This window comes from Methylobacterium sp. UNC378MF, assembly GCF_900103195.1.
In the GTDB taxonomy this organism is placed as follows: domain Bacteria; phylum Pseudomonadota; class Alphaproteobacteria; order Rhizobiales; family Beijerinckiaceae; genus Methylobacterium.
This window is the reverse complement of the sequence record NZ_FMWU01000017.1, coordinates 111,005-123,953: the sequence shown is the minus strand read 5'-3', so window position 1 is coordinate 123,953 and position 12,949 is coordinate 111,005. Positions and strand designations below refer to the sequence as shown.

At 67.9% G+C, this 12,949-nt stretch carries 11 protein-coding genes; 4 read left to right on the top strand and 7 right to left on the bottom strand.

The genetic code is table 11. From position 1 onward, the window contains the following. Positions 1–5: 5 nt before the first annotated feature. From BLT59_RS18705 to BLT59_RS18690, 4 genes are all read right to left on the bottom strand, one after another. Positions 6–779 (bottom strand): ABC transporter permease subunit, encoded by a 774-nt coding sequence (locus BLT59_RS18705; RefSeq protein WP_091783588.1) that lies wholly within the window; start codon positions 777–779, stop codon positions 6–8. Further along, on the bottom strand, positions 776–1,690 hold the full coding sequence (locus BLT59_RS18700) for an ABC transporter permease (RefSeq protein WP_091783585.1): 915 nt from the start codon (positions 1,688–1,690) through the stop codon (positions 776–778). The genes BLT59_RS18705 and BLT59_RS18700 overlap by 4 nt, the downstream gene beginning before the upstream one ends. 70 nt (positions 1,691–1,760) lie before the next feature. Next, positions 1,761–2,819 carry an ABC transporter ATP-binding protein gene (locus BLT59_RS18695; RefSeq protein ID WP_091783582.1) on the bottom strand — a complete coding sequence of 353 codons (1,059 nt, stop codon included), beginning with the start codon at positions 2,817–2,819 and terminating at the stop codon, positions 1,761–1,763. A 4-nt stretch (positions 2,820–2,823) separates the two neighbouring features. Further along, entirely contained in the window at positions 2,824–3,510 is a 687-nt protein-coding gene (locus BLT59_RS18690; RefSeq protein WP_091783579.1) for a Crp/Fnr family transcriptional regulator, read from the bottom strand. Between the two features lie 245 nt (positions 3,511–3,755). On the opposite strand from BLT59_RS18690, the gene BLT59_RS18685 reads away from it, so the two are divergent. Then, positions 3,756–4,658: a UDP-3-O-acyl N-acetylglycosamine deacetylase gene (locus tag BLT59_RS18685; RefSeq protein ID WP_091783576.1), complete on the top strand. Its 903-nt coding sequence runs from the start codon at positions 3,756–3,758 to the stop codon at positions 4,656–4,658. 19 nt (positions 4,659–4,677) lie between these two features. Here BLT59_RS18685 and BLT59_RS18680 read toward each other — a convergent pair whose 3' ends face one another. After that, positions 4,678–5,724, bottom strand: coding sequence for an HD-GYP domain-containing protein (locus tag BLT59_RS18680; RefSeq protein ID WP_244514049.1), 1,047 nt, complete (start codon positions 5,722–5,724; stop codon positions 4,678–4,680). A gap of 285 nt (positions 5,725–6,009) precedes the next feature. Here BLT59_RS18680 and BLT59_RS18675 point away from each other — a divergent pair, with 285 nt between their 5' ends. Further along, positions 6,010–7,875, top strand: coding sequence for an ABC-F family ATP-binding cassette domain-containing protein (locus tag BLT59_RS18675; RefSeq protein ID WP_091783571.1), 1,866 nt, complete (start codon positions 6,010–6,012; stop codon positions 7,873–7,875). A 160-nt stretch (positions 7,876–8,035) separates the two neighbouring features. Here the strand turns inward: BLT59_RS18675 and BLT59_RS18670 are convergent, their stop codons facing one another. Further along, positions 8,036–9,340: an aspartate aminotransferase family protein gene (locus BLT59_RS18670; RefSeq protein ID WP_091783568.1), complete on the bottom strand. Its 1,305-nt coding sequence runs from the start codon at positions 9,338–9,340 to the stop codon at positions 8,036–8,038. 92 nt (positions 9,341–9,432) lie between these two features. On the opposite strand from BLT59_RS18670, the gene BLT59_RS18665 reads away from it, so the two are divergent. Continuing rightward, positions 9,433–10,287, top strand: coding sequence for a LysR substrate-binding domain-containing protein (locus BLT59_RS18665; RefSeq protein ID WP_091783565.1), 855 nt, complete (start codon positions 9,433–9,435; stop codon positions 10,285–10,287). Positions 10,288–10,358: 71 nt separating this feature from the next. Here the strand turns inward: BLT59_RS18665 and BLT59_RS18660 are convergent, their stop codons facing one another. Beyond that, complete coding sequence (locus BLT59_RS18660; protein ID WP_091783562.1) at positions 10,359–11,039, bottom strand: hypothetical protein; 681 nt, start codon at positions 11,037–11,039, stop codon at positions 10,359–10,361. An 803-nt stretch (positions 11,040–11,842) separates the two neighbouring features. Here BLT59_RS18660 and BLT59_RS18655 point away from each other — a divergent pair. Continuing rightward, a complete protein-coding gene (locus BLT59_RS18655; protein WP_091783559.1) occupies positions 11,843–12,907 on the top strand; it encodes a WcbI family polysaccharide biosynthesis putative acetyltransferase in 1,065 nt (354 codons plus the stop codon). The last annotated feature ends 42 nt before the right edge of the window (positions 12,908–12,949 follow it).

Genomic DNA, 12,949 nt, shown 5'->3' with positions numbered 1-12,949 from the left:
GCCGCTCAGCCGTGTCCGCGGCGGGCGGTGAGCCAGGACGCCAGCAGCACCGCGACGCTCACCAGCCCGACGAGCAGGGTCGAGGCCGCGTTGATCTCCGGATTCACGCCGAGCCGGACCTGGCTGTAGAGCCGCATCGGCAAGGTGGTCGAGCCCGGGCCGGAGACGAAGCTCGAAATCACCAGGTCGTCGAGCGACAGGGTGAAGGCGAGGAGCGCTCCCGCCGCGAGGGCCGGCGCCAGCAGCGGCAAGGTCACGGTCATCAGCACCCGCGCCGGCGCCGCGCCGAGATCGGCCGCCGCCTCCTCGAGGGACCGGTCGAGGCCGCGTAGACGCGCACCGACCACCACCGTCACGAACCCGGTGCAGAAGGTCGTGTGCGCGATAACGATGGTCACGAGGCCGCGGTCCAGCCCGATCCCGATGAACATCAGCAGGAGCGAGAGGCCGATCATCACCTCCGGCATCACAATCGGCCCGAACACGAGTCCCGTGAACAGGGCGCGCCCCCGGAAGCGGCCCTGCCGCTCCAGGGCGAGGGCCGCCAGCGTGCCGAGGATCGTGGCGAGCAGGCTCGCAAGGATCGCGACCTTCAGGGAGACCCAGGCGGCGGCGAGAAGCGGCGCGTCGGAGAGCAGCGCGCCGTACCAGCGGGTCGAGAACCCGCCCCAGACCGTGACCAGGGGCGAGGCGTTGAACGAGTACACGATCAGCACCGCGATCGGCCCGTAGAGGAAGCCCAGGCCGGCCGCCAGGGCGGTGCGGGTCACCCAGGTCACGGCGCCTCGCCCTCGCCCGCGCGCAGGCTGTCCCGGAACAGCACCACCGGTCCGATGACGATGGCGAGGATCAGCACGGCGACCGCCGAGGCCAGGGGCCAGTCGCGGTTCGAGAAGAACTCGGTCCAGAGCACCCGACCGAGCATCAGCGTCTCCGACCCGCCGAGCAGATCCGGGATCACGAACTCGCCGACCATCGGGATGAAGCACAGACCGGCGCCGGCCGCGATCCCCGGCAGGCTGAGCGGCACGGTCACGGTCCAGAACACCCGGCTCGGCGCGGCGCCGAGATCCGCCGCGACCTCGCGCAGAGTCGGATCGAGACGGTTCATCACTGCGTAGAGCGGCAGCACCATGAAGGGCAGGTAGGCGTAGACGAGCCCGACGATCACCGCCGCGTCGGTGTTCAGGATCGTCAGCGGCGCGTCGATCAGCCCGACCCGTCGCAGGGCGAGATTGAGCAGACCCTCGGGCTTCAGGATCGCGATCCAGGCGTAGATCCGGATCAGAAAGCTCGTCCAGAACGGCACAATCACCAGCGCCACGAGCAGCGGTTGCCAACGGGACGGCGCCCGCGCCAGGGCGTAAGCGAGCGGCGTGCCGAGGGCGACGAGGATCAGGCTGGCCACGCCCGCATAGGCCAGGGAGCCGAGGGCGGCATCGCGGTAGAGGGGGTCGGCGTAGAGCGTCAGATAATTGTCGAAGTTCAGGGCTTCGAGAAAAGCCGACCAGCCGTCGAGCCCGGCCCGCCAGTCGAGCACGGGCAGGTATGGCGGGATCGCCGTCGCCGGCTCCGACAAGCTGATCTTGAGAGTGATGGCGAAGGGCAGCAGGAAAAACGCTGCCAGCCACAGGAAGGGCGGAAGGCGCACCAACCGGTCGAAGAGGCCGACGGGCGTCCGCCCGCTCACGGACCCGGCCTCCGGTCGCCCGGCCGCGCGGACCGACGCTGATCGGCGTCGGCCTTCGACACGGCGGCCCTCATGCCGGCAGGATCACGGCGACGTCGGCCGGGAAGCCGGCCCGCGCGTCCGAGCCCGGCGCCGCGCCGGCCTCCGCGGGCCGCCCGCTCGACCGCAGGGTCGCGCCGTCGGGCAGTCGCAGCGTCCGGCGCAGCCGGTCGCCCAGGAACACGGCGTCGGTGACGACGACCGGCAGCCCCTCCGCACCCAGCACCACATCCTCGGGCCGCACCGCCACCACGACAGCTGCGCCCTCCTCGAGCGCGGCCGCCGCGACACCCCGCACGGGACCGTGCGCGGTCTCGACCGTGCGGATCGCGTCGGGGCTCACAGGCCCGAGCCGGCCGGGAATGAGGTTCACGTCGCCGAGCAGGCCGGCTACGAAGCGGGTCGCCGGGCGCCTGTAGAGGTCGGCCGGCGGCCCGACCTGGATCAGACGGCCCGCCTCCATGACGCCGATCCGGTCGGCGAGCATCATCGCCTCCTCGGGATCGTGCGTGACGACGACGAAGGCGGTGCCGAGGCGACGCTGGACCGCGCGCAGCTCGCCCTGCGTCTCCTCGCGCAGGCCGCGATCGAGCGCGCCGAGCGGCTCGTCGAGCAGCAGCAGCTTCGGCTCCCGGGCCAGCGCCCGGGCCAGGGCGACCCGCTGACGTTGACCGCCCGAGAGCGTGTCCGGTCGACGGCTGCCGAATCCGTCGAGGCGCATGAGCTTGAGGAGATCCGACACCCGTTCCGCAACCGCCGCGCGACCGCGTCCGTTCAGGCCATATCCGATATTGCCGGCCACGCTCATGTGCGGAAACAGCGCGTAGGACTGGAACATCATGTTCACCGGCCGCCGATGGGGCGGCAATGCGGTGAGGTCCTGCTCACCCAATAGGATCCGTCCGGTCGTTGGCGTCTCGAAACCTGCAATCATGCGCAGGAGGGTGCTCTTGCCGCAGCCGGACGGCCCGAGCAGGCAGAAGAACTCACCCGCCTCGAGATCGAGACTCACGGCATCGACGGCGCGATGGGTGCCGAAACGTTTGGTCAGCTCCTCGAGCCGCAGGCGCGGCGCCGGCAGGTCCGACAACGGATCAGGAATCCTCGCGCAGCGCCTCGGCCACGCGCGCTTCCAGAAGGTCCGGCCGGCGCAGGACCAGGGCGCCTCGGGTGCGGTCCACCAGTCCTTCCGCGGCCATCGCGGTGAATTCCCGGGTCACCTGCTCGCGGCGGCAGCCGATCCGGGCGGCGAGGACGTGATGGTAAGGCGGCGGCGAGACCACCCGCTCCCCCGTGGTGCCGGTCCGCGGAACGGAAAGGCGCAGCAACTCGGCGTAGAGGCGGTGCTTGAGGTCGAGCAGGGCGTGCTCCATGAGCCGCGTGTTCAGCTCGCGCACGCGCTTGGCCAGAAGCCGGAACAACCGGTCGGCGATCGCCTCGGAGGCGAACACGATCTGCCGGAATACCGCCGCCGGCACGACGCAGACCTCACCCCGCGTCAGCGCCGTCACGTTGGCCGAGCGGCCGATCCCGTCGATCGCCGCGAGTTCGCCGAAGAACGCCCCGCCCCGCATCTCACCGAGGATGACCTCCTTGCCGGACTGGGTCCGGTTCAGGATGCGGACCTCGCCGGAGGCGATGAAGTACACGTCGGTGGAGATGTCGTCGAAGTCGACGAGAACCTCGTTCTCGTCGAAGCGGCGCCAGTGGCACCGGGGCTCGTAGGGGCTGAGCTCGATGCCCGGATCCTTGAAGAAGGGTATCGTCCCCAGCCGCGCCATCGATCGTGTTCCCTCAACTCCGGCCTCCGTCCCTGCCCTGACGGGGGCCGACCAGCAGATCTGGGGACGGGAGCAGCCCGCACTGTGAAGCCGCGCCCCACCGGGGCGGTGCTGGATCGATCGGGCAGCCGCAATCGTGACGGCCGCAGGCTGAGCGGTCAAGCCGCGTCATGTTGAACAGGAGTTTATTGGCGTGGATCAGGGATGAGGGCTAAATTCCTGGCCCGCCGCGGCGGGCAGTAGCGATGCATCAAGACGTTCCATTCTCGCGTTCGACATTTTCTGCGGGTCCCCGCCGGCAGGCGACGCTCGCCTGCGCCTTCGAGCGGTCTGGGCGCAGCCTCCATTCCGGGCGGTACGCGACGATCCGTGTGAGCCCGGCACCGGCCGGCCACGGCGTCGTTTTTCGGCGCCGTCTGAAGGACGGTCGCGCCGTCAACGTGCCGGCACACTGGCACTACCGGGAGTCGCAGCCGCTCTCCTCGGCTGTGCGGCGCGACGGCGTCCTCGTCCGAACGATCGAGCACCTCATGGCCTCGCTCAGCGCGCTGCGGATCGACAACGTGCTGGCCGAGATCGATGCGGACGAATTGCCGATCTTCGACGGCAGCGCGACACCATGGTGCGAGGCGATCCGGGCGGCAGGCCGACGCGAGCAGGCCTTGCCCTCCCGGGTGATCCGCCTGCGCCGCACCGTGGCGGTCGAGAGCGGACGGCGCCGGCTTCAGATCGAGCCGGGCCCTGGCCTACACATCACCGGCCACATCGCATTGGCGCATTTCGGGTCGATCGATTGGTCGGGCGCGATCACGCCGGAGAGCTTCGAACGGGAGATCGCGCCGGCCCGCAGCTTCGGTCGCTATATGCGCGCCATGGCCGGCCGCGCCTACGGTTACGTGATGGGAAACGACTTTCTCCAGGGCGTGTCGCCCCGTTCGGCGGCGCTCTTGGTGCGCGGGCATGTGCTCGGCGGGATGCGGGGACCGGGCGAGCCGGTTCGGCATCGGGTCCTCGACCTCGTCGGTGATCTCGCCCTGGCAGGGCACCCGATCGAGGGACGCGTCTCGGCATTCCACACCGGCCACGAACTCAACCATGCCCTCGTCGCCGCCCTGATGCGCGACGGTTCAGCCTGGGAACTCGTCTGAGCGGCGGCCAAAAGCGACCTCAGGCGGAGGCGCGGAACGGCGTGTCGCAGGCAACAGCGACCGCGCCGAAGGCGCGGACCAGATCCGCGTCGAGCTTCGCGTTCATCTGACTCAGGATCGCGTAGGCCTCCCGCGGGGATTTCGGCGCCTTATAGGGTCGTGCCTCGATGAGCGCGGCGAAGATGTCGCAAATGGTGATCAGCCGGACCAGATCCGGGATCTGCTGCCCGCGCAGGCCGTCCGGATAGCCTGAGCCGTCGAGATATTCGTGGTGCGAGCGGACGACCGCCAGCGTCAGAGCGTCGTAGTCGCCCGTTAGCAGCATGGCGTGACCGAGGGTCGGGTGACGATCCATCTCGCTGCGCTCTGCCGGCGTCAGCGGAGCCGGCTTGTTCAGGATTGCGAGGGGGATCTTGGCCTTTCCGATGTCGTGGAGCAGTGCGCCTTTGACGAGGTAGCGGGAATCGGCCTCTTTGAGCCCCAAGGCCCGGGCGAATTCTGCGGCAATTCCGGCCACGCTCAGGCAATGCCGGTGGGTGACGTCGTCGAAGCTCGCGACGATCTTCAGCCAGTCCCGCACCTTCGCCTCGCGGACCGCCTGATTGACCAGGTCGGCGCCGGTTTCGACGACCGCGGCCGGCGGCGCCTGATCGGCACGAAACAGGCTTACGAAGACCGAGCGGGCTTCCTGAACTTGGTGCCGCCAGTTGGCAGCCGAGCGCGGGTCCGGCTTGCTGTTGGTCAGGGTGGCGACCGCATTCAGTAGCATGGCGCTCGCCGTGGCGGCCGGCATCACCCGCGTTGCGCCGAGGGCGGTCGCCTGGATCTCGCCGCGACCGAGATTACCGTGGATGAGCGCGAGGAACGGTGTCCCCGGACCCCGCGTCACCGACAAGGCCTCGCGCAGGCGGCGTACCGATTCGGACGTCAACGCGCTGACGTCGCTGATGATCAGCGCGGCTCCCGGCGGCGGAACGGCATCGCCGTAGAGATCATGCAATGCCACGGACTTGCCACCGCCGAGATTGCGCGCGAGCCGCTCGCCGCGCTCGACATCGTCGGTCAAGATCAGGGTCTGGCCCAATATCCCCCCCTCTCGCTCGCCCCCTTCCCGGGAATCCAATCGAGCGGCTCATGTACGCTGTCGGACCAAAGATCAGCAGATCCCCGACAGGATGCACAGAACTCGCCGCAGATTTGATGGCATTCCGTTAAAAATCCGGCCGTCGAATCAGGTGTTCACCGCTTCAAATAGGCAACGATCTGGAGAACCGGATCGCCGCGGGGATGGTGACCGGTTCGCGCGGTTGCGGCGCTTGCCTCGCCGCGTCCGGACCGCCAGAACGCCGTCATGCTGCGCGTCAACGACCTTACCTATCGCATCGGCGACCGTCTGATCCTCGATTCCGCGAACTTCACGATCCCGGAAGGAGCGCGGGTCGGGCTCGTCGGTCGCAACGGGGCTGGCAAGACCACGCTGTTCAAGGCCATTCTCGGCGACTTGCCGGTGGATGCGAAATCCGTCGCGCTGCCCAAGGGCATGCGAATCGGCGCGGTCGCCCAGGAAGCTCCGGCCGGGCCGGAGACGCTGCACACTGTCGTACTCGCCGCCGACACGGAGCGCGCCAGCTTGATGGCGGAGGCTGAGCATGCGGACGGGTTGCGCCGGGCCGAGATCGAGACGCGGCTCGTCGATATCGGTGCCCACTCGGCGCCGGCCCGCGCCGCCGCGATCCTGCATGGCCTCGGGTTCGATGCGGCTGCCCAGGCGCGGCCCTGCTCGGACTTCTCAGGCGGCTGGCGGATGCGCGTGGCGCTGGCCGCCGTGCTGTTCTCGGAGCCTGACCTGCTGCTCCTCGACGAGCCGACCAACTACCTCGACATCGAAGGCACGCTCTGGCTGTACGATTACCTGGAGCGCTATCCACGGACTGCGATCATCATCAGCCACGATCGCGACCTGCTCGACACCAGCGTCGACCACATTCTGCACCTCGACCGTGGCAAGCTGACCATCTATCGCGGCGGGTATTCGAGCTTTGCCAAGCAGCTCTCGGAGAAGCGGGTCCTCCAGGCCAAGGCGAAAGCCAAGCAGGATGCCGAGCGCGCGCATCTCCAGAGCTTCATCGACCGGTTCAAAGCCAAGGCCACCAAGGCGCGCCAAGCCCAGTCGCGGATGAAGCGCCTGGCCAAGATGGAGCCGATCGCGGCGCTGCTCGATGACGACGTGCCGGTGATCCACCTTCCGAGCCCGGAGAAGCCTCTGTCGCCGCCGATCGTCGCGATGGAGCGCGTGAAGGCCGGTTACGGGGATCGGGTCGTCCTGACGGGTCTCGACCTGAGCCTCGCGCCGGATGACCGGGTGGCGCTGCTGGGCGCCAACGGCAACGGCAAGTCGACCTTCTGCAAGCTGATTGGCGGCCGGCTCGGACCCGTCGCCGGCGAGCTCAAGCGCTCCTCCAAGATGGAGGTCGCCTATTTTGCACAGCATCAGCTCGACGAGTTGCGGCCCACCGAGAGCGCCTATGCGCATGTCCGGACCCTGATGCCGGACGTGCCCGAAGCGAAGGTGCGTGCCGCCACCGCGCGTCTCGGATTTGGAGCCAACAAGGCCGATACGCCGGTCGAGAAGCTCTCGGGCGGCGAGAAGGCGCGGCTGCTCATGGGACTGGCAGCCTTTCACGGCCCGCACCTCCTGATCCTGGACGAGCCGACCAACCACCTCGATATCGAGAGCCGGCAGGCCCTCGTGGAGGCGATCAACGACTACGAGGGCGCGGTCATCCTCGTCTCTCACGACCGCTTCCTGGTCGAGGCCTGCGCCGACCGGCTGTGGCTGGTCGCGGACGGCACGGTGAAGGCCTTCGACGGCGACATGGACGATTATCGGCGCTTCGTCCTGTCGGGTCCGGACCGCGAGGACGAGCGCGACACCGAGACGTCCGGCGGCCAGAAGGCCGAGGCACGGCGCGCCGGCGTCGAGCGCCGCGCAGCCCTCGCGCCGCTGCGCAAGCGCCTGGAGGCCATCGAGGCGCGGATGGCCAAGCTGACGGCGGCGATTCAGAAGATCGACGCCGCCCTGGAGGACGGATCCGCCTTCCGCGAGAATGCTGTCAAGGCCGGCGAGATCGCCAAGATGCGTGCGGACGCGTCGAGCGCGCTCGCCTCCGCCGAGGAGGAGTGGCTGACTGTGAGCGCGGAGATCGAAGCTGCCTGAAACGCTCGTGGCTGCACTTCGAAGGTCGGGGCTGGTGCTCACCGCCCTCGTGAGCGCGGCGAAGCCAGCAAGGAGCGCTGCGATCCACGATAGCGAGCTGTCCTAACGCGCTCCGCCGCGCTCGCGCCGAGGGCGTCGCGGCGGTTCGATCCGGTGCTTGTCAGATCGAAAGCTCGATTGCCCGTTCCAGAATATCGACACCGAGGTCGATCTCCTCATTCGTGGCGGTCAGCGGCGGGGCGATGCGGAACACGCCGCCCGTGCCCGGCAACTGCACGATGTTCATGCTCAGCCCGAGTTCGAGGCAGCGCCGGGTAATCGCGTCACCGAGTTCCGGGGCCGGGACCTTCGTGGCCCTGTCGGCAACGATCTCGACGCCTTGCAGGAGGCCACGCCCACGCACGTCGCCGATGCAGGAGAAGCGCTGCTGGAGCGCCCGCATTCGGGCGTCGAGCCGGGTCCCGGCCTCCTTGGCCCGCGCCACGAGGCCGTCGCGCCGGACGATCTCCAGCACCTTGAGGCCGACTGCTGCGGGAAGAGGATCGGAGACGTGTGTGGTGTAGAACAGGAACCCGCGGGCGTGGCAGAGATCCTCGATCTCCGGCGTGGTCATGACCGCCGCGAGCGGCAGGCCGGCGCCCAGGGTCTTCGACAGGGTGAGGATGTCCGGTACAACCCCGTCCCGCTCGCACGCGAACATCAGGCCGGTGCGGCCGACCCCCGTCTGGGCCTCATCGAGAATCAGCAGCATGCCCCGCTCCACGCATTTGCGCTTGAGCGCCGCCAAATAGCCGGGCGGAAGCTCGAGAATGCCGCCGGAACTGAGGATCGGCTCCGCCAGAAAGGCCGCAAGGTTGCCGGTCGACTGCCGGTCAACCAGGGCGAACGCGTAATCGAGTTCGGTCTGCCAATCTGAAGCCCCATCTTTTTCGAAGGTGGGGCGGTAGGCGTTCGGCGCAGGGATCGCGAAGGACCCGACGGAAGCGGGGCCGTAGCCCTTGCGGCCGGCGCTGTAGGTCGCCGCCGCAGCTCCCGCCGTCATGCCGTGCCAGGACTGGGCGAAGCCGACGATTTCCCAACCGCCGGTAGCGAGCTTGGCCATACGCAGCGCGGCCTCGTTGGCCTCGGCACCGGTGGTCAGCAGAAGGGTTCGTTCCAGACGGCCGGGAGCGATCCCGGCCAATTCCGTCGCGAGATCGACCACGGGACGGCTCAGCATGCCGCTGAACAGATGGTCGAGATGCCTGACATGGTGCGCCACGACGGCGGCAATCTCTGGGTGTCCGTGGCCCAGGATCGCGCTCATCTGGCCAGAGGTGAAGTCGAGGATCTTCCGGCCCTCGACGTCGTAGACGAAGCTGCCCGCCGCCCGTTCTATGACGACCGGGGCAAAGGTTCCACCGTAGCGCACCAGATGCCGCCGCGCACGGGACCAGAAATCAGGGTCGTCATTCTGCGTCGTCATCGATCCTCCTCCCCACCGGAGTAAGGCGATGCTAGAACCGCGGCTGAATCCAGAAAACCTTATATTTCTGAACCGAGAGTTCAGAGAACCTGATGGCGCAAAATCTCGACATCGACCTGCTGCGCAGCTTCGTTGCGGTGGCGGAAACCGGAGCCCTCAGCCGTGCCGCGGAGCGGGTTAGCCGGAGTCAGGCCGCGCTCAGCATGCAGATGAAGCGCATGGAGGACCTCCTCGCGCAACCGCTGCTGCGACGAACCGGACGCGGCGTCGTCCTGACGGTCCAGGGGGAGCGCCTTCTGGTCCATGCGCGCCGGATCCTCGCCTCGCATGACGACGCCGTGGCGGAATTGTCCGGCCAGAGCCTCAACGGCACTCTGCGATTCGGTTGCCCGGATGATTATGCGCAGGCGTTCCTTCCAGGGCTCCTGCGTGGTTTTGCGCGTCATCACCCCGAAGCGGCCATCGAAGTGGTTTGCGCCGCGACGCCCCGTCTCGCGGAACGCCTGCAACGCGGCGGGCTCGATCTGGCGCTCGTCTCCGCCCCGCTCGCGGCCGGGCGGGACATCTTGAGGCGGGAGGATCTCGTTTGGGTCTCGCTGCGCGGTGTTCCGGCGACTCGGCTGGATCCCCTGCCCCTCGCGCTGGGCGACCCCGATACCCTCGACCACAGGGCGGCGCGTGCCGCCCTCGACGCCGCCGGCCGTGCATACCGGATCGCCTATGCGAGTAGCAGCCTGTCGGGGCTTCTTGCCGTGGCGCGCTCCGCACAGGCCGTCGCTGTTCTGACCCGGGCCGCGGTCCCCCGCGACCTGCACATTCTGACCCGCGGCAGCGGTCTGCCCGCGCTACCGAGCATCGGCGTGACGATCCACATGGATGAGCCGCACGCCGCACCGCTGACACGCGCTTTCGCCGCGCACGTTCGGTCGGTCCTGCCGACGCTCTGACCGAGCGGTCGTTCGGCAAGGAACTCCGATCGGCTGGCCCGATGTGGCTTTGAGCGGCCGGAGGCCAGGACCTACTCTGCGTCGGGGTGTTTTGGCCAGAACACGACAATGTCGTCGTTATCGACATTGATCCAGTTGATATGTGTCCTCGGGTGATCCTGGCTGATGGTCTCGAAATGTGCGCTGTTGCAGAGGAGGTAAATTTCCGCCGCCAGCCCGTCGAGACCCGCATCTGCTGCGGCCTCGCTCAAGGCGGAGCGGAGATCTGCGTCGGGCAGCTGAAGGCCGCGGAACTTCCGTCCGGCCACCTCAGGGAAGGCCGCGCTCCAGGCGGCGATCACCCGTGGATTGTCGTATTTCACGACTGTATCGGTCCCGACGATGCGGGTCGGATTATGGTCCAGCCTTACATCTTCGGTCCAGTTTCGGTTGGAGGCGCCGAGCGTCTTGGTCGTCTCCGGCGAGACGACGGGAGTTGTCGCCGTGACCGTCGCCATTGCCACCTCGACGATCTGTGCACCGCGCAGGTCTCGCAGGTCGAGCGGCGTCGCATCGCTGGCCTGGATCCGTGTCTCGGCCAGCGCGAAGACGGCTCCGGCCGCCTCCGGTGAGAGTGTGTAGACGGACCGGGGATCCAGCGGCACAGGCGGTACCGGTGTCACGGTCTTCGCTGTTGTGAGCGCGACGGCTTCGGCATGCTGTGGTTTCTGGGCGTTCGCCGTGACGGCGGCCATCGAAGGTACGTAATCCATCGCACAGTCTCCAATCGTTCGAGTCGATGCGACCCCCGTCCTTGCCACGCGAAGCCCCCACCCTCCCGCCTTGCTGGCCGCTGATCGATAGCTTCGCGGCGCGGCGCGCGTGATCGCAGCCCTTCGCTCGGAGCGGCAAACGCCACAGCGGCGGTTGCGACTGACCGTCCGAGGGGTGCCGATGCGGCGCGCCTTAACCCGCATCGCCAGCGTTGTCGCCAAGGCCGGTTCTGCAGGTCGAATCGGGCTGCCGGGTGCGCTCAGCTCAGATCCAGGCGCGTCCGACTGAGACGCGGAAATCGGGGATGTCGGGTGTCGAACCAGGGAACGCCTCGGTCGTCGGGCGCCTGACGATCCTCATGTTCGCCGGCACGCCATCCGCGAGCTTCATGCTCCGTTAATTTGATCGTGCACCCAAGGGCTTGACAATGTCAACGATGGTCAAGACGTGATTTTTCCCGCATTAGCAGCATCGATATATCAATTCTTTTCGAATGGTATTATCTATTTCAAGTCAAAATTTAATAGATTTGAATATAGTTGGATGTTAATTTGGTGAGATTAGCGAACGAATTTCCTTGCGTGCAGCTTTTTCGTCCCGCGAGATCCACAGAGCGCAGGGACTTGATGTAAAACGGTGCGGAATCCGGAACGCGCCACGACCGTCCAGTGCATCGCGCGTCCGGCCGCCTATCGGGAAGAGCGGCAGGGGCTTCACAGGGTCAGCGCCGCGGTTCCGATCGCCGGATCGAGGCAGAAAGGCCGCGTTTGCCCACGGCCCGCGGACATGCGAGAGAGGCCGGATGTTGACCGTCGATAGCCTCTGGCGCGCGCGGCACCGGCTCGCGCAGTTCGGGAAGAAGCGGACAGGTTCGCCGCGCATCCTCGTGATCGGTGTCTGTCAAGCCGGGTCCATCGCCAAGGCGATGCGCTACCTGCTGCCCCACGCGCAGGTGGATTTCGTCTCGGCGTTCACGGCGTCGCGCCGGTTCCCGCGGCTCGCCGACCTTATGGCGCACGCGGACGGCTATGATCACGTCTTCACCAGCATCTACCTGCCCAAGTTCAAGGGCGGCGGCACCATCGACACGCTCCGGACGCACCCGAAGGTCCGCCTGATACCGACCATCGTGTTCAGCGCCTATCATCCCGACCTCGTCCATGTCGGCGTGCAGGATTCCGTCACGCTCAACGGCCTGATCTCGGGGCCGATGGGGCACTCGCACTCGGCGATCACGCTGTTTGCCTACCTGTCCGGCTTCTCGCAGGCGCAGGCACTGCGTCTGTTCTCCGAGCCGGTCTTCGAGCGCCTCGGATACTTCAACCTCTGGGACGAGTCGGTCTCGTACCTGCGCGGGCTCGGCGTCCAGGCCGGGTATGATCTCGACACGCACCTCACGCGGTGGGCGCGTCGAGGCTGCTTCATGCACTCGATCAACCACACGAAGCTGTACGTGGTGGCCGACCTCGCCCGGGGGCTGCTGACACGGGCCGGCGTGCCCTTCGAGGAATGCGACCTCGACGCGTTCCTGCCGGACGATCTCGGCGGCCAGGGCAGTTGGCCGGTCTATCCGGAGATCGCCCAGCATTACGGCGTGCCGGGCAGCGCCCTGTTCTTCAAGGCGGAGACGCGCCGGTCCGGGCCCGCGCGGACGATGAGCCGGGCCGAGTTCGTCGCCGCCTCCTACGCGAATTACGACCGGCGCGAGCGGAAGCTCCTGATCTCGCAGCGCGTCCAGGGCTGGCTCAACGATCCGCCGACGGTGGACTTCCTGCGCGAGGCCGCGGGTCGGGCCGAGGCGCCGGCGCGGTCGGCGAGCCGGGCCCCTGCGGTGAATGCCGGCAGCCTCGCCGGCCACGCCTCGTAACGTCCGGCCGGGCACTTCCCTTCGGTCCCGGCGTTGTCGCGC